This is a genomic window from Gillisia mitskevichiae (genome assembly GCF_003634585.1).
GTDB lineage: Bacteria > Bacteroidota > Bacteroidia > Flavobacteriales > Flavobacteriaceae > Gillisia > Gillisia mitskevichiae.
Window position 1 is genome coordinate 369936 of the sequence record NZ_RBLG01000001.1, and the last position, 17351, is coordinate 387286.

Sequence of the window (17351 nt, forward strand, 5' to 3'; positions counted from 1 at the left end):
TATGAAGAGAATATTTTTAGTAATAACAATTTTTACAAGCATTTGGGCACAAGCTCAAAACAGCACTTCTTATTGGCAACAAAATGTTGACTATAAGATGGAAGTGGATATGAATGTAAAGAATTACCAATATACCGGAAAGCAAGAATTGGTATATACCAACAATTCTCCAGATACTTTAAATCGTGTGTTTTATCATTTATTCTTTAATGCTTTTCAGCCGGGAAGCGAAATGGATGTTAGATCAAGAACCATTAAAGATCCAGATAGCAGAGTTGGGGACCGAATCTCTAAATTAACCGAAGCAGAACAAGGATATTTAAAAGTGAATTCCTTAACCCAAGATGGAGCTAATCTTTCTTTTGAAGAGGTTGGAACTGTATTAGAAGTGGAACTTAGTAAACCACTTTTACCTGGGAAGAAAGCAACTTTTAAAATGGATTTTAAAGGACAAGTGCCTCAGCAAATTAGAAGATCTGGTAGAAATAATGCAGAAGGAGTTGCGCTTTCTATGACGCAATGGTATCCTAAAATGGCAGAATATGATTTCCAAGGTTGGCATGCAGATCCTTATATAGGTCGTGAATTTCACGGAGTTTGGGGAGATTTTGATGTAAAAATTTCTATAGACAAGAAATTTGTGATTGGTGGTACTGGATACTTGCAAAACCCACAAGAAATTGGATATGGTTATGAAGCAGAAGGAACTAAAGTAAAACAAGCAAAAGGGGAAAAGCTAACTTGGCATTTTGTAGCACCAATGGTACACGATTTCGCTTGGGCTGCAGATCCAGAATTTGTTCATGATAAAAGAACCGCTGCAGATGGAACTGTTTTGCACTTCTTTTACAAAAACACTCCTGAGATTAAAGAAAACTGGAAGAATCTTCAGCCTAAAACTGAAGAATTATTGATGTTTTTCAACGAACATATCGGGGCTTATCCATGGGAGCAGTATTCTGTGATCCAAGGTGGAGATGGTGGAATGGAATATGCTATGGCTACCTTAATTACTGGAAAACGTAGCTTTGGAAGTTTAGTGGGAGTTACTGCACATGAAATGGCACATGCTTGGTTTCAGCATTTAATGGCAACCAATGAAAGCGTGAATGAATGGATGGATGAAGGATTTACCTCTTACATTTCAACTTTAGCAGAAAATGAGATAAGTGATTCTAAAAAAGAGAATGTTTTTGCTGGATCTTTTAGAGGATATGTTGGTTTGGCAAAATCTGGAGTAGAGCAACCACAAAGTACACATGCAGATAGATATAATCTTAATGGTGCTTATGGAGCGGCAGCTTATACAAAAGGTTCTGTTTTCTTAGCTCAATTAGGTTATATAATTGGTCAAGAAAATCTTCAGAAAACCTTAAATAGATATTATGATGTTTGGAAATTTAAACATCCTACTCCAAATGATTTTATTAGAATTGCTGAAAAAGTTTCTGGAGCAGAACTAGACTGGTATTTAATAGATTGGACACAAACTACAAATACAATAGATTATGCAGTTACTGGTCTTACTGAAGAAGGCGAAACTACAGATGTGAATCTTGAACGTATAGGTTTAATGCCAATGCCATTAGATGTGAAGGTAACTTATACTGATGGAACCTCAGAAATGATATATATTCCATTACAAATGATGCGTTGGAATAAACCAGCTGAAGGAGAAATGGAAAGAACAGTTGCCAAAGACTGGGCTTGGGCATATCCAACTTATAAATTAAGTATAGCTAAGCCAAAAAGCACAATTTCTAATGTGCAAATAGATCCTGCTGGGTTAATGGCAGATATCAATAGAGAGAATAATGAATTAAACAAAGCTGTTACAGTAGAAGTGGAGTAGTTTTCCTAAACTATTTTAAGCTTTGTATTCAAAAGAAAATCCGTTTTGGGAATTCCCAAAGCGGATTTTTTTAATTTAGCCAAATCAACTGGTAATAATGAGTGAAACCTTTCCTGCATCAGAGAAACTGAAAAGCAAAATTTTAATAGATATCCTATTTACGGAAGGAAATTCCATTAAACAGTTTCCCATTAAACTACTCTACCATCCAATTAAAAACCCAGATATCACCACTTGTAAAACTGGGGTTTCAGTTCCTAAAAGGAATTTTAAGAAAGCTGTGCATCGCAATTATTTGAAAAGGCTCATGCGTGAGGCTTTCAGGAAAAATAAGTATCTTGTAGAAAGCAACTTAAACCATAAATACGCGTTAATGTTCATATTTACAGCGCGTAAAAATTATGATATTCAAGAGATCTCAGATTGCATTATTCTGCTTTTGAAGAAATTAAAAGAAAAGGAATTGGCTCATGAAAAACAGGATCGTTAAAAGAATTTCAGTAGTATTTATTGCCGGTATCCTCTTTATTGGAGCTAGCTCATTTAGAACCGATTTTTTTGAAATAGCGAAACAATTAGAAATATTCACTACACTTTTTAAGGAACTTAATATGAATTATGTAGATGAAACCAATCCTGCAGAGCTCATGGATACTGCTATTAAAGCAATGTTAGAAGATCTGGATCCTTATACCAATTACTATAACGAACAAGATGTAGAAGCTGCAAGAATGAACACTGCCGGAGAATATCAAGGAATTGGTGCTTCCGTAAGAATTCAGAAAAACAGCTTTGTGATTGTTGAAACATATAAAGATTTTCCTGCGGATAAAGCGGGTTTAAAGCCCGGAGACGAAATAACAGAGATTGGCGGACTCTCTGTAGCCGATTTTACAGATAATGCTTCAGATTTGCTTAATGGCGCTCCAAATTCACAAATATCACTTACTTATTTAAGACAAGGAAAAAAACTATCTACTACCTTAACTAGAGGCTTGGTTACTTTAAAAGCTGTTCCTTTTTATGAATTGTTACCTGATAATACGGGGTATATTGTATTGTCGAGATTCAATGAAAATGCCTCTTCAGAAACTATTAAAGCATTAAAAGATCTTGAGGCTAAAGGAGCAACAAAAATAATTTTAGATCTTCGTGGAAATCCTGGAGGCTTGCTTAGTGAAGCCATTAATGTTAGTAATATCTTTTTAGATAAAGGCCAATTAATAACCACTACTAAATCTGTAATAGAAAAGTACAACCGAGAGTATTTTACACAGAAAGAACCAATAAACACCAAGATTCCGTTGGTGGTCATTATAAACGGGCGCAGTGCTTCAGCTAGTGAAATTGTTGCGGGTTCTATTCAAGATCTAGATAGAGGTGTTATCGTAGGTGCCAGAAGTTTTGGAAAAGGACTTGTACAACGCCCAAAGGAGTTAGCCTACGGCACTCAATTAAAACTCACTATTTCTAGGTATTACACACCAAGCGGTCGCTGCATTCAAGCCTTAAATTATAGAGAGCGTGATAAAGATGGCAAAGCTATTCGTACTAAAATGGAGGATTATAACGAATTTAAAACCAAGAATGGAAGAAGCGTTTTTGATGGAGGAGGAGTACTACCAGACATCACTTTAGAAACTTCAGAATTTAGTGCAGTTACTAATGCGTTGCTAGCTAACAATGCTATTTTTGACTTTGCTACCCAATATTATTATTCTCATAAGCTCGAAAGTCCACAAGCTTTTAAATTTACAGAGGAGGATTATAATTCCTTTAAAACATATTTAAATAAAAGCGATTTTAGCTATCAAACTAGAACTGAAAAAGATTTAGAAGAAGCACTTTTTACTGCAGAAGAAGAAGGCTTTAGTGCAGATATATTAGATAATTATAAACAGACTTTAGCTGAAATTAAAATTGCTAAAAAAGCAGATCTAGATATTAAGAAAGCAGAGATCACTACTTTATTAACAGATGAAATTATTAAACGATATTTTTTTCAAGAAGGATTATATCAGCATTACATTCTTGAAAATCCAGAAATAGCTGAAGCTCAAGAGATTTTAAATAATACAACAAGATACCAAGGAATATTAAAATAACTAATCCTTGATCATTGCAATATGTGGTATTCCATCTTCTAAATATCCTTCTCCAATTTGTTTAAAACCATGACTTTCGTAAAATCTAGTTAGGTATTTTTGAGCTGACAATTTAATTGTTTTAGTAGAAAATTTGGTTTCAATTTCTTTAATGGAGGCCTCTAGAATATCATGCCCAAAACCATATTTTCTTTGATCCCCTTTAACTATAACCCTACCTATAGAAGCTTCTTCAAAATATAATCCTTTATTAAAACATCTGGTGTAGGCAACTAATTTATCGTCTTTATATCCTGAAATATGCAGGGCTTTTTGGTCTTTTCCATCAATATCTTGATATACACAATCTTGTTCTACCACAAAAACTTCAGACCTAAGAGCTAAAATTTCATATAATTCGTCCAGGTTTAACTCTTGAAATGTCTTTACTTTAATTTGCATAATTTATTTTTTAATCCTGAGCAATTAGATCTTTATTGTCACACCTACCAAGTTCTGGTTGAATATTCACATGATTAATTCCGTAGGAATGATACAGTAGTTCTTCAATTTCAGACAAGATCTTATCAAATTTTGAAAGTGATATATCTTCAGTAAAATCTATATGTGCTTCCAAATGAATTTCTGTTTCATTTAATTGCCAAACATGTAGGTGATGAACATTTTTAACTTGTGAAATAGTAGTGATCTTTTCAGCTATATCTTCCAAAGCAAGATCGCTTGGCGTAAAGAGCATAAGCACCTTGGTAGCCGATTTTAGCAGATCTAATCCAACAATAATGAGATAAATGGCAATAGCTAATGTAAGTATGCTATCTACCCAGAATAGTTGATAATATTTCATTAATAAACCTCCAAATAAGACTGCAACAGAAGCCATCATATCTGTTAACAAGTGTAAATATGCAGAACGCATATTGAGGTTAGCTTTACTATCTTTTTTTAAAAGCAGAACACTTAAACCATTTCCTGCAATAGCTAAAAGAGACAACCAGATAACAAGATTGGAGTTAATAGTCTCTGGATTCTGAAATCTTTGTACTGCCTCAATGATTAGAATTACAGCAACCACAATTAGGGTAGAGGCATTTACAAACGCAGCAACAATTTCTGCCCTTTTATATCCAAAAGTGTGTTTTAAAGAGGCATCTCTTTTAGAAAGAATATTAGCTATATAACTAACTAATAGAGACAGTACATCACTAAAATTATGAAGTGCATCTGATAGTAATGCCAAACTTCCACTTAACAAACCACCAATTACCTGAGCAAGGGTAATACCTATATTTAAAAATATAGAAAATAAAAGATTTTTACCACTTACATTCTGGCTATGATCATGATCATGTCCCATAAATTATTTAGCGGGGATTTTATCTATTCTATTTTGATGACGACCACCTTCAAATTCAGTTTTTAGAAATATATCTACCATATCCACGGCTTGTGTTTGAGATACAAATCTGGCAGGAATACTTAAAATATTTGCATTGTTATGTTGTCTAGCTAGTTTTGTGATCTCTCCTGTCCAACATAAAGCACAACGAACTCCTTGATGCTTATTTGCAGTCATAGAAGCTCCGTTACCGCTACCACAAATAATAATTCCTAGATCTACCTTATTTCCTTCTACATCGCTTGCTACTGGATGTACAAAATCTGGATAATCCACGCTATTTTCACTATTAGTACCATAGTTAATAACTGCTATTCCTTTAGATTCCAGGAAGGCAACTATAGCTTCTTTGTATTCAGTTCCAGCGTGATCATTTCCAATTGCTATTTTCATAAGTTTGTTTTTAAGGTTGAACAAAGGTAGAAAATGGCTTGTTAACTATTATAATATCCATTGTTAATTACTATTTCTAAATGTCCTGTTTTTAAGGGGTTAAGATTTTTGATAAAATGTGAATAACAATATGCTAGAAAATAACAAGATAATTTGCTTTCTAACTTAGAATTTAGAATAGCGATATAAATTCCAATTCTCCTAATTATAAGTATAGAATTTCTAGGGAAGTTATGAGCATCAAATTGTAGATTGTGAACAACGAAAAGTGATATAGTTTTCAAGGATTTCTATTAACATATATTTATTCACGATTGTTAAGTAAATCTTAAAATAACAAGAGTATCAGATCCTTATAAAAATATTAAGCTGTTAATAAGTCAATCTAAATTGTTTGTATCTCAAAAACCTATTTTTATTTAAAAAAGTTATGCTAGAAGTTAACAAGCTATAATAACCAACAGTTTTAATTTTTTAAAAAGAAGAAAAAAGATAAATATAATATAAGTGTTTATAACTTCAGTTTTAAAGCTCTTCTCTAAAGTATTATTCGAAATTTTTAGAAGCTATTTAATAGAATTTAATTTTAAAAAAAGGATAAAATGTTATTAATAATCTGTAAATAAGGTATTTATGTTTAATATATAACTAATAGAAATAAGTAAAAAAACTATAAGTATTTGATTTCTAGTTAATAGTCTAGATTAGACTTTCAGAAATAATTTTCGAGGAAGAATGAAAATCTACATGACTTTTTTTATTTAGAGATTTACTCACAATAGAAAATACTCCTAAAATTCCCAAGAGAAATATGAGATAGAATAAAAGCGAGATTTTAGTAGACTTATTCATTAAAATCACTTTTTCTTACAAATTTGTGGGGAAATTATGAAAGAGATGTTACTTTAAAATTAAGAAAACTTTAAGAAAATAAAAATTATTTTTAAGATTTTGTGATTCTTAAGTATCTGATTATCAAAACAAGTTAAAAAGAACTCTTTAATAGCTTGTAATTAGAGGCTTAACAAAACTTTATTAATAGATTATTTTAAAGTCACATTTTAGCTGTAATTTTATAGCTTATTAAGATTTATGAATAAAAAGAATAAAGGGTCAAAATCTAGGAATGAAGGAAGTCTTTCCAAAAGCATTCTAGATATATTAAGAAAATCCCCAAGCACAAGCTTTAACTACAAACAAATTGCTGCAAAATTAGATCTTACAGATGCTAGTTCTAGGAATCAGATAATTAGAAATTTGGCACAGTTAACGGCTAAAAAGCAGATTGTAGAAGAAACACTTGGTAAGTTTAAAATGGGTGGAAATCCAGAATATTATCAAGGTAAACTTGATATGACAACCAAAGGCTTTGGATATGTTGTAGTTGACGATATGGAAGAGGATATTTTTATTCCTGCTAATGCTTTAAATAAGGCATTAAATGGGGATGAAGTTGAAGTATATATTTACAATAAGAGAAATAAGAGAAAATCTGAAGGAGAGATCGTAAAGATCATTAAAAGGAAAAAAACTGAATTTGTAGGAGTTTTACAAATGCAACCAAACTTTGGATTTGTTGCCATACAAGATCCTAAAATGTATACAGATATTTTTGTTCAGAAGAATAAAATGCTGGATGCTCAGGACGGAGATAAAGTTGTGGTGACTATGGAAGAATGGCCAGAAAAGGCAGATTCACCTTTTGGGAGCATAAAAGAAGTTTTAGGGAAGCCAGGAGAACATCATACAGAAATGCATGCAATTCTTGCTCAATATGGATTGCCTCACGAATTTCCGAAAGAAATTGAAGATTTTGCAAATAATATCGATACCTCAATTCAGGAAGATGAGATAAAAAAACGTAGAGATCTTCGTGAAACCTTAACGTTTACAATAGATCCTAAGGATGCAAAGGATTTTGATGATGCCTTGAGTTTTAAAAAGATGGAAAATGGGAATTTCGAAATAGGAATTCATATTGCAGATGTATCTCATTATTTAAAACCGGGAACAATTCTGGACGATGAAGCTTATGAAAGAGCAACCTCTGTATATTTAGTTGATAGGGTAGTACCTATGTTACCAGAAGTTTTATCTAATAATGCATGTTCTTTGAGACCGAATGAGGAAAAATACACTTTTTCAGCCTTATTTGAAATTGATGGAAAAGGGCATGTAATCACAGAATGGTTTGGTAGAACTGTAACTCTTTCGGATGAGCGTTTTGCCTATGAAGAGGCTCAGCATATTATTGAAACTGAGAAAGGAACGATTCCAGCAGAGATTTCTATACGTGAAAATGGATATAATGTTGAAGAAAATATTGTAGATGCGGTTGTTACTCTTAACGATCTTGCTAAGCAAATGCGGGTAAGACGTATGGCTGAAGGTGCTATTTCTTTTGATAAAGTTGAAGTGAAATTCAATTTAAATGAGCAAAACGAACCTGTTGGAGTATTTTTTAAAACTTCTGAAGAGGCCAATAAGTTGATTGAAGAATTTATGTTGCTTGCAAATAAAAGGGTGGCACAATTTATTGGAAAACAAACTCCAAAGAAGACTTTTGTGTATAGATGTCATGACGAGCCAGACGATTCTAAATTAAGTACCCTACAAACGGTTATTGCTAAATTTGGATACAAGATCAACTTAAAAGACAAATCCTCTATTTCCTCCTCTTTAAATGCGCTTTTAAGTGACGTTCAAGGAACAAAAGAGCAAAATTTAGTAGATACTCTTACTATTAGAACAATGAGTAAGGCCTATTATAGCACTAAGAATATAGGACATTACGGATTATCTTTCGACTATTATTCTCATTTTACTTCGCCTATTAGAAGATATCCAGATGTTATGACGCACAGATTATTGCAAAATTATCTGGATGATAAACCTTCAGCAAAAGAAGAGGAATATGAAGAAAAATGTCATCATAGTAGTGAAATGGAAAGTTTAGCGACTAATGCAGAACGCGATTCTATAAAATTCATGCAAGTGAAGTTTATGTTAGATCATGAAGATGAGGAATTTTTAGGAGTTATTTCTGGGGTTACTGAATGGGGTATCTATGTTGAAATTATATCCAATAAATGTGAAGGAATGGTTCGTCTTAGAGACATTAGAGATGATCATTATGATTTTGATGAAGAGCAATATGCAATAGTTGGTAGAAAAACTAAGAACATGTACCAATTAGGAGATGAAGTTTACATATCTGTTAAGAATGCAGATCTTGTGAAGAGACATTTGGACTTCAATTTAATTGGAAAGAAAGAACAAACTAATTAATAGTATTAGTGATGAAAAAATATATTTTATTAATGTTATTATCCTGTGCTTCTTTAAGTTATGCACAGGAAATAACAGTAGAGTTAGATAATTTTACCGAAGCGGAGATCACCAAAGGTCTTAAAGTAAATTTCACTCATGCAGAGGAGAATAAGGCCGTTATTACTGGTAGTAGTAGAGAAGATGTAAATCTTAAAGTAAAGAATGGAGTTTTAAAGATAAGTGTAGATTTGAATCATCTATGGAACGAAGATAATACCATTGTAAATATCTACTATAAGCAGTTATTAAAGGTTGAAGCGAAACAAAATGCCAAGATCGATATCTGTGGTAAAATTGTTCAACCTATGTTTAAAATAAGAGTTCAGGAAGGGGCAGATGTGAAAGCAAATATAGAGGTAGAAAATCTATATGCTAGTGTGGTAACTGGTGGAAATCTATTTATAATTGGTACTGCGACAAAACAGGATATAGATGTTAAAGCTGCGGGTGATTTTAAAGGTGAAAATCTTATAGGATCCGATATTGAGGTGAGTATTGCTGGCGGCGGAACTGCAAGCATATTCTCTAAAGCATATGTAAATGCAAAAGTAAGAGCAGGAGGAACCATTTATATATATGGAAATCCTGAAAAGATAGATGAAAGTACCACTTTTGGCGGAACGATTAAGAAGATAAATTAGAAACTTATCTTCGTGAAAATCTAATAGTTTTATGGTGCAAGATATTTTGGCTGCAATACCAATGGGAATCTTTTTGGCATTCTTATTAGGTCCAGTTTTTTTTGTGTTGTTGGAAACTGCGGCATTAAAGGGATTTAGGGCAGCTATTTCATTTGATATAGGTGTTATTCTGGCAGATGTTGTTTTTCTTTTAATAGCATATTTAAGTACTTCTAAGCTTTTAAGTAGCCTAAAAGACGATCCGGGATTATTTATTTTTGGAGGGATGATCTTGAGTACTTATGGAATAATGTCTTTTATTCAAACAAAAAGATCTATTCAAGTTGAAGATGACTCGCCAGAGTTAAGGAAGCTTAGTAGAAGCGACTACTTTGGACTAGCGGCAAAAGGATTTCTTTTAAACTTTATAAACATTGGAGTTCTAGGCTTTTGGCTGGGACTTATAATTGTGTTTGGACCTACCTTAGATATGGAACCTAACCGTATTACCGTATTCTTCTCTACAGTGTTAGGTACTTATCTTTTTATAGATATATTTAAAATTATTCTTGCTAAAAAATTAAATAGAAAACTTACACCTGGCCGTATATTCAAGATGAAAAGAGGGATTAGTATGCTAATGGTGATCTTTGGTGGGATCTTAATTACAAGAGGGATTTTTCCTAAAAAGATTGAACGTTTACAAGACCAAATAGAGATCTTAGAGCCAGGAAACGTGGTTTTTGACCTCAATAAAAGTGAGGAAATTAAGAGTTAAGTATGTCTAACTCTTTTCTGAAGTAATTTTTCTGAATAAACTCCATAAAAAAAGCTTCCCGTTAGGGAAGCTTTTGGAGGCATCGAGCGGATTCGAACCGCTGTACGAGCTTTTGCAGAGCTCTGCCTAGCCACTCGGCCACGATGCCATTAATTTAGGTTGGCAAATGTAATAAAAAATATCTGTTCACAAACAAGTTTCTATCTGGATTTAGTACTGGAAACAGTTACCATTCCAACATCACCACCAATTGGAGGGTTTATCTTGGATACTTCTACACGTGCCTTTTCTACTAATTCCAACTCCTTAAAGATCCTATTTAAAATTCTATCTGCTACTGTTTCCAATAACTTTGTTCGTATTGCCATTTCTTCCTTAACGATCTTATTTAGATGTACATAGTCTATTGTATCACTTAAAGAATCTGTCTTTGCAGAGTGAGATAAATTGCCTTTTACCATAAGATCTACCCGGTAATCGCTACCTATTTTTCCCTCTTCATCTAGGCATCCATGATAGGAGAAAACCTTGATGTTTTTTAAAGTTATTTTACCCAAAATATTTTTTTACAAAGGTAAAACTGCAGCCGGTATAATGGAGTATTTATTAAGAAAATTCAACTTTAGGCTATTAATTTGATCTTATTGCTGAATTTAAACATCATATCATGTTTAATAAATATCCTTAACCTATAGATTATGGATTTTCCGTGGTAATTTTTGATAACTTTGCGGGATATTTTGAAATTGAACTATGTCTGAAGTAAAAAAATCACTCAATTTTATTGAGCAAATTATAGAAGAAGATTTAAAAGGCTCTTATACCGAACAAGATCTTAAATTTAGATTCCCTCCAGAACCTAATGGATATCTCCATATTGGCCATGCGTCTTCCATTTGTTTAAATTTTGGTTTAGGAGAACGATATAATGCCCCTGTGAATTTAAGATTTGACGATACAAATCCTACAAAAGAAGAGCAGGAGTATGTAGATGCTATAAAGGAAGATGTTGTATGGTTGGGTTTTAAATGGGATAAGGAGTGTTATGCTTCAGATTATTTCCAACAATTATATGATTGGGCTGTAGATCTTATTAAGTCTGGAAATGCTTATGTAGATAGTCAGACTTCCGCAGAGATCGCAGATCAAAAGGGAACTCCAACCGTACCAGGAACAGAAAGTCCATATAGAAACAGATCTGTTTCAGAAAATGTGGAACTTTTTGAGAAGATGAAAAATGGGGAAACTCCAGAGGGAGCTCATGTTTTAAGAGCAAAAATAGATATGACTTCTTCTAACATGATCATGAGAGATCCTGTTATGTATAGAAGTTTACATAAAAAGCACCATAGAACTGGAGATGCTTGGAAGATCTATCCTATGTACGATTGGGCACATGGGGAAAGCGATTTTATAGAAAGTGTATCTCACTCTTTCTGTACTTTAGAATTTCTACCACACCGTGAGCTTTATAATTGGTTTATAAGTAAGATTAGCAAGGAAGAAGATTTTATTCCTAAGCAAAGAGAGTTTGCAAGAAGAAACCTAAGTCATACTATTGTTAGTAAACGAAAGTTGTTACAATTGGTAGAGAATAAGACGGTAAACTCTTGGGATGATCCTAGAATGCCTACGATCTCTGGTTTTAGAAGAAGAGGTTATACTCCAACTTCCATCAGAAAATTTGCAGATACTATTGGGATCGCTAAAAGAGAGAATATTATAGATGTATCACTTTTAGAATTTTGTATTCGTGAGGATCTTAATAAAATTGCTCCCCGTGTAATGGGTGTGCTAGATCCTGTAAAGCTTGTAATAACAAATTACGAAGAAGGCGAAGAATGGTTAGAGACAGAGAATAATCCTGAAGATGAAAATGCAGGAACTCGAAAAATACCATTTTCAAAAGAACTTTATATAGAACGTGAAGATTTTAAGGAAGAGGCAAATAGAAAATTCTTTAGATTAACTCTTGGAAAAGAAGTGCGTTTAAAAAGTGCTTATATTATAAAAGGGGAAAGTGTTGTAAAAGATGAAGCAGGTAATATTCTAGAAATTCACTGTACATACGATCCTAAGAGTAAAAGTGGGAGCGGTACCGAGGAGTCTTTACGTAAGGTTAAAGGAACTTTACACTGGGTTTCTATACCTCACGCTATAAAAGCTGAAATAAGGCTTTACGATCGTTTATTTACAGTTGCAGCCCCAGATAGCGATAAGGAAAAGGATTTCATGGAATTTATAAATCCAGATTCACTCCAGGTGATCACTGGGTACGTGGAACCAAGTTTAAAAGATGCAAGTGTCGCAGATAAATTTCAATTTCAAAGAATAGGATATTTTTGTATAGATAAAGAAAGTACAAAGGAAAATCTTATCTTTAATAGAACAGTTACCTTAAGAGATTCTTGGGAAAAACTTAGTTAATACATTGTTTTATACTTATTCCTTTAAGAATACTTTAATAAAGCAAGTTTACATATTAACCGGTTATTAACAGGAATGTCTTGTGGTTTAACTTAAATTTGTGGAATTAATTATATAAAACAAAAAATCATGGCAAATACAGGAAATACACTTTTAGCTTTAGTAACAGGGGCTGCAATAGGAGCAGCAGTTGGATTGTTATATGCTCCAGATAGTGGAGAAAAGACTAGAAATAAATTGAATAAAGACGCTAAAAAAGCTCAAGATAAATTCAATAAAAAATATAAGGAGACAAGTTCTAATCTTTCTTCTAAAGCAAAACAAGCTAAAATTGATTTTGAATCTCGTTTGGAATCTACTTTATCTTCAGCAAGTTTTAAAGCAGACGATATTTTATCTGCATTAGAATCTAAATTGGAAGACTTAAGAATGCAGAATGCAAAATTGCAAAAAGACGTTAAGGTAGAACAAGCTTCAACATCAGCTAATAAAGCAGTAGTATAAGCCTATGGCATTTGAAAAACTAACCAACAGCATAAATGATCTTAATGACAATGTTCGCGATCTAGCCAAGAGCAGTACCGAGTATTATAAACTTGATCTTTATAAAAAAATCATTAAAGGGGTGATCTCTATGGTGAATATGATGTTGCTTGGTTTTATTTGTCTTATCGCTCTTTTCTTTGTTTCTATTGCAGTTGCATTAGGAATAAGTAACGCCATAGGAGTTCCTAGCGCAGGGTTCTTTATAGTTGGCGCATTTTATCTTTTGATATTCCTAATTATATGGTTCTTCGGAAAAAAACATATAGAGAAAATCATTTTGATCAAATCTTCCAGAACCTTCTTTAACGACTAAATAATTTTTATGAAAGAGTATAGTTCATTTGAAGAAATAGATCGGGATTTGAAGATATTGAAACTTCAAAATCAGATTGATAAAGAAGAGATACGATTGAGTATTGAGCATACGAAAGAAAGTCTATCCCCAATATCTTTAATTGGAGGAGTGATAGGCTCTATTGCGCAAAAAGCATTTGTTTTAAAAGCAGTATCAAAAATATTTGGAGTTAAGAAGGTAGTTACCTCAAGATAATTTCAGAAGTAAATAATAAAGGCGGATGTTCTAATGAGCATCCGCCTTTTTATTTAAATATATTTTTATTCGGTTTCTTCTTCGCTATCTGGTGTTTCTCTTCTTCTTTTAGGCTTGGGTTTAGCTGCTAAGATCTTAGCATTCTTTTCTTTCATCGCTTCGCCAATCTGGTTGGATGCAGTAAATGAAGCGATCATATTATTAAGCATATCACTTCCAGCTTGTGGAGAATTTGGTAATAATATTAAATTACTATTAGTGTGTTCACCAATAGATTGTAGCGTATCATAATGCTGAGTTACCACAATTAATGCGGAGGCTTCTTGAGAGTTTATTCCAACATTATTTAACACATCTACACTTTCCTCTAGTCCTCTTGCGATCTCACGTCGTTGATCTGCAATACCCTGACCTTGTAGACGTTTGCTCTCAGCTTCTGCACGTGCCTTAGCAACGATTTTTATACGTTCTGCTTCTGCAACATACTCTGCAGCAACTTTCTCTCTCTCTGCAGCGTTAATTCGGTTCATTGCAGACTTTACTTGAGAATCTGGGTCTATATCTGTTACCAAGGTTTTAATAATATCATATCCATAATCAGACATTGCCTGATTTAGCTCTCTTTTCACTGCAATAGCTACATCATCTTTTCTTTCAAAGACATCATCTAATTTCATTTTTGGAACTTCAGCACGAACTACATCAAAAACGTAAGAGGTAATTTGATCATGTGGACTTTCCAATTTATAAAAGGCATCGTACACATTTGTTTTTATTACCTGAAACTGTACAGAAATCTTCAATTTAACAAAAACATCATCTTTCGTTTTAGTTTCTACAAGAACATCCAATTGCTGAACCTTCAAATTAATTCTTCCAGCTATCTGGTCTATAATAGGTATTTTAAATTGCAATCCAGAATGTCTGATGGTTCTATACTTTCCGAATCGCTCTAATACGGCTGCTGTTTGTTGTTTGACGGTAAAGATACCGGTAAAGAGAATTATTAAGCCGAAGACGACTAAAATGGGGATTAAAACTGTTGCTATCATATAGTTTATATAAATTTTGAAAGTTTAAGATAGCAATATTTAGGCTACATTTACCCTTAAAGTTATTTATCATGCGTTATTTATATACATTTTTGTTCATCTTTATTTGTTCCCTTTTTAATCCACTAGCTGCCCAAAGACGTAATTATAACGGAGATACTTATAATAGGTTAGGAGTGCAAGCTGGAGTTACTCATGGTGGGATAGATAGTGATCAATTTAATACTACCAAGAACACTGGTTTTATGGCAGGTTTAACAACACGCGCCAATGTTTACAATAATTTTTTAGTTGTATACGGAGTTAATTTTTACTCTATGAAGACCGGTATCATGGGGCATGCTCTAAACAGTAATAAATTTGAAAATATTGATTTTAAAACTACTGGAGTACAGTTAAATTTATTTGCCGGACATAAGATCATAAAAGAACATTTAAGCATAGAAGCGGGGCCAGTTCTTCAAATAAACAGTAAGTGGGAAGTGGATAATCAATTTAAAGATCATTTAGTAGAAGATTATCTATTTACAGCTAAAGACTTAGAAGAGGTTTCCCGAATAAATCTTAATCTAGCTGCTGGTTTATCTGCGGGGATTGCAGACGTGAAATTTTGGGTACAATACCAATATGGGCTAACCAATTTTCTTAAGAATTTAAGTGACGGAGATCTTCAAAATAAAGATTCCCGCGCAGCAAATCTAGAAGGTCATCTAGGAATGGCTACAGCAGGAATCGTATACTATTTTTAAAAAGCTTATTGTTTAGCTAGAAGAGATTGTAATCTTTTAATAGTTTCTTCCTTACCTATAGATGCTGAAATCTCAAATACATCTGGTCCCTGTAAAGATCCAACTAAAGCAAGTCTAAAAGGTTGCATCACCTTTCCAAAACCTATTTCGTTTGCAGTGATCCATCCCTTAATGTTATCTTGAACATTGTCTTTATTAAAATCTGATGTTTCAGTGACAATTTGAATCAGTTTTTCTATGATTTCAGGAGTATCTTCTTTCCATGCCTTTTTCAAAGCTTTTTCATCATAAGAAGAAGGAGCTACGAAGAAATAACTGCCTAATTCCCAAAAATCTGTCACAAAAACTGCTCGTTCTTTTAAGAGAGTAATTACAGAAGTTGTATAATCTATATTCGCTGAAACACCCTTACTTTCCAATATCTTCATGAATTTTGAAGCCAACTCAATATCCTCTGTTTTTTGAAGGTAATGGGCTTGGAACCATTTTGTTTTTTCTGGATCAAATTTAGCACCAGATTTATGAACTCTGGAGATCTCAAAAGCTGTAATTAATTCGTCTAATTCAAAAAATTCTTGCTCTGTACCTGGATTCCATCCCAAAAAGCTCAACATATTAACTACTGCTTTAGGGTCGTAATTTTCTTCTCTATATCCTGAAGAAATTTCACCAGATTTTGGATCTTTCCATTCTAATGGAAATACAGGAAAGCCCATTTTATCTCCATCTCTTTTGCTTAATTTACCTTTACCCTGAGGTTTTAGTATAAGAGGTAAATGAGCGAATTTTGGTGCATCCCAATTAAATGCACGATAAAGCAGATAATGCAAAGCTAAAGATGGCAACCATTCTTCCCCACGAATTACATGGGTGATTTCCATCAAATGATCATCTACTATGTTAGCAAGGTGATAAGTTGGTAAACCATCGCTCTTAAAAAGAACTTTATCATCTAAAATACTGGAGTCAACTTCCATATTTCCACGAATCTCATCGGTAAGATGTAAAGTTTCAGAAATTGGGGTATTAAATCTAATCACATAATTTTCATTGGCATCTAATCTTTGCTGAACTTCTTCAGAAGAGAGCGCCAGAGAGTTCTGTAATTTTAATCTATTATGCCAGTTGTATATAAATGTTTTTCCTTTTTCTTCATGATCTTTTCTATGTGCATCTAAAGCTTCTGGAGAATCAAAAGCATAATAAGCATCTCCACTAGAAATTAATTTTTCGGCATATTCCTTATATAAGTGTGCTCTTTCACTCTGTCTATAAGGTCCAAATCCACCATCTTTTCCCGGTCCTTCATCAAAAGGGATCCCACACCAGTTTAAAGCTTCAATTATATATTGCTCTGCACCTTCTACAAATCTATTTTGATCTGTGTCTTCAATACGCAAAAGAAAATCTCCTTCATGTTTCTTAGCAAATAAATAATTATATAAGGCTGTTCTTACTCCTCCAATGTGTAAAGGTCCTGTTGGACTTGGCGCAAAACGAACTCGTACTTTAGCAGACATAAAATTGTAATTTTAGCCGCAAAGATAATAGAT

17 protein-coding genes and 1 tRNA gene are annotated in these 17351 nt (G+C 33.1%); 11 read left to right on the plus strand and 7 right to left on the minus strand.

All coding sequences use genetic code 11. From position 1 onward, the window contains the following. Position 1: 1 nt before the first annotated feature. The 3 genes from BC962_RS01675 (at position 2) to BC962_RS01685 (ending at position 3957) form a co-directional block, all read left to right on the plus strand. On the plus strand, positions 2 to 1852 hold the full coding sequence (locus BC962_RS01675; protein WP_121344202.1) for a M1 family metallopeptidase: 1851 nt from the start codon (positions 2 to 4) through the stop codon (positions 1850 to 1852). 97 nt (positions 1853 to 1949) lie between these two features. Continuing rightward, positions 1950 to 2342, plus strand: coding sequence for a ribonuclease P protein component (gene rnpA, locus BC962_RS01680; RefSeq protein ID WP_121344203.1), 393 nt, complete (start codon positions 1950 to 1952; stop codon positions 2340 to 2342). Then, entirely contained in the window at positions 2323 to 3957 is a 1635-nt protein-coding gene (locus BC962_RS01685; protein ID WP_121344204.1) for a S41 family peptidase, read from the plus strand. Before rnpA ends, BC962_RS01685 begins: the two co-directional genes overlap by 20 nt. Here the strand turns inward: BC962_RS01685 and BC962_RS01690 are convergent, their stop codons facing one another. From BC962_RS01690 to rpiB, 3 genes are read right to left on the minus strand one after another with little or no spacing between them, the layout of a single operon-like run. Further along, positions 3958 to 4398, minus strand: coding sequence for a GNAT family N-acetyltransferase (locus tag BC962_RS01690; protein ID WP_121344205.1), 441 nt, complete (start codon positions 4396 to 4398; stop codon positions 3958 to 3960). A gap of 10 nt (positions 4399 to 4408) precedes the next feature. Further along, positions 4409 to 5311, minus strand: coding sequence for a cation diffusion facilitator family transporter (locus BC962_RS01695; protein WP_121344206.1), 903 nt, complete (start codon positions 5309 to 5311; stop codon positions 4409 to 4411). A 3-nt stretch (positions 5312 to 5314) separates the two neighbouring features. Beyond that, entirely contained in the window at positions 5315 to 5746 is a 432-nt protein-coding gene (rpiB, locus tag BC962_RS01700) for a ribose 5-phosphate isomerase B (protein WP_121344207.1), read from the minus strand. Positions 5747 to 6838: 1092 nt separating this feature from the next. On the opposite strand from rpiB, the gene rnr reads away from it, so the two are divergent. From rnr to BC962_RS01715, 3 genes are read left to right on the plus strand one after another with little or no spacing between them, the layout of a single operon-like run. After that, the gene (gene rnr / locus BC962_RS01705; RefSeq protein WP_121344208.1) at positions 6839 to 9034 is read left to right on the plus strand and encodes a ribonuclease R; all 2196 of its coding nucleotides are present in this window, start codon (positions 6839 to 6841) and stop codon (positions 9032 to 9034) included. An 11-nt stretch (positions 9035 to 9045) separates the two neighbouring features. Continuing rightward, positions 9046 to 9717: a head GIN domain-containing protein gene (locus BC962_RS01710; RefSeq protein WP_121344209.1), complete on the plus strand. Its 672-nt coding sequence runs from the start codon at positions 9046 to 9048 to the stop codon at positions 9715 to 9717. Between the two features lie 31 nt (positions 9718 to 9748). Next, on the plus strand, positions 9749 to 10474 hold the full coding sequence (locus tag BC962_RS01715) for a LysE family translocator (RefSeq protein ID WP_121344210.1): 726 nt from the start codon (positions 9749 to 9751) through the stop codon (positions 10472 to 10474). A gap of 74 nt (positions 10475 to 10548) precedes the next feature. Here BC962_RS01715 and BC962_RS01720 read toward each other — a convergent pair. Both BC962_RS01720 and folB read right to left on the minus strand, forming a co-directional pair. Next, positions 10549 to 10622, minus strand: a tRNA-Cys gene (locus BC962_RS01720). Positions 10623 to 10674: 52 nt separating this feature from the next. Further along, positions 10675 to 11031 carry a dihydroneopterin aldolase gene (folB, locus tag BC962_RS01725; protein WP_121344211.1) on the minus strand — a complete coding sequence of 119 codons (357 nt, stop codon included), beginning with the start codon at positions 11029 to 11031 and terminating at the stop codon, positions 10675 to 10677. Positions 11032 to 11227: 196 nt separating this feature from the next. Between folB and BC962_RS01730 the strand changes: the two genes are divergently transcribed. The 4 genes from BC962_RS01730 to BC962_RS01745 all read left to right on the plus strand — a co-directional run bounded on the left by BC962_RS01730 (position 11228) and on the right by BC962_RS01745 (position 13997). Further along, on the plus strand, positions 11228 to 12901 hold the full coding sequence (locus BC962_RS01730) for a glutamine--tRNA ligase/YqeY domain fusion protein (RefSeq protein ID WP_121344212.1): 1674 nt from the start codon (positions 11228 to 11230) through the stop codon (positions 12899 to 12901). A gap of 129 nt (positions 12902 to 13030) precedes the next feature. Next, positions 13031 to 13405, plus strand: coding sequence for a YtxH domain-containing protein (locus BC962_RS01735; protein WP_121344213.1), 375 nt, complete (start codon positions 13031 to 13033; stop codon positions 13403 to 13405). Positions 13406 to 13409: 4 nt separating this feature from the next. Further along, a complete protein-coding gene (locus tag BC962_RS01740; RefSeq protein ID WP_121344214.1) occupies positions 13410 to 13760 on the plus strand; it encodes a phage holin family protein in 351 nt (116 codons plus the stop codon). 9 nt (positions 13761 to 13769) lie between these two features. Continuing rightward, positions 13770 to 13997 carry a DUF6327 family protein gene (locus BC962_RS01745; RefSeq protein WP_121344215.1) on the plus strand — a complete coding sequence of 76 codons (228 nt, stop codon included), beginning with the start codon at positions 13770 to 13772 and terminating at the stop codon, positions 13995 to 13997. A gap of 65 nt (positions 13998 to 14062) precedes the next feature. On the opposite strand, the gene BC962_RS01750 is transcribed toward BC962_RS01745, so the two are convergent. After that, positions 14063 to 15049 carry an SPFH domain-containing protein gene (locus BC962_RS01750; RefSeq protein WP_121344216.1) on the minus strand — a complete coding sequence of 329 codons (987 nt, stop codon included), beginning with the start codon at positions 15047 to 15049 and terminating at the stop codon, positions 14063 to 14065. A gap of 71 nt (positions 15050 to 15120) precedes the next feature. Between BC962_RS01750 and BC962_RS01755 the strand changes: the two genes are divergently transcribed. After that, complete coding sequence (locus BC962_RS01755; protein ID WP_121344217.1) at positions 15121 to 15798, plus strand: outer membrane beta-barrel protein; 678 nt, start codon at positions 15121 to 15123, stop codon at positions 15796 to 15798. Between the two features lie 5 nt (positions 15799 to 15803). On the opposite strand, the gene gltX is transcribed toward BC962_RS01755, so the two are convergent. Then, a complete protein-coding gene (gltX, locus tag BC962_RS01760; protein WP_121344218.1) occupies positions 15804 to 17318 on the minus strand; it encodes a glutamate--tRNA ligase in 1515 nt (504 codons plus the stop codon). Positions 17319 to 17351: the final 33 nt, after the last annotated feature.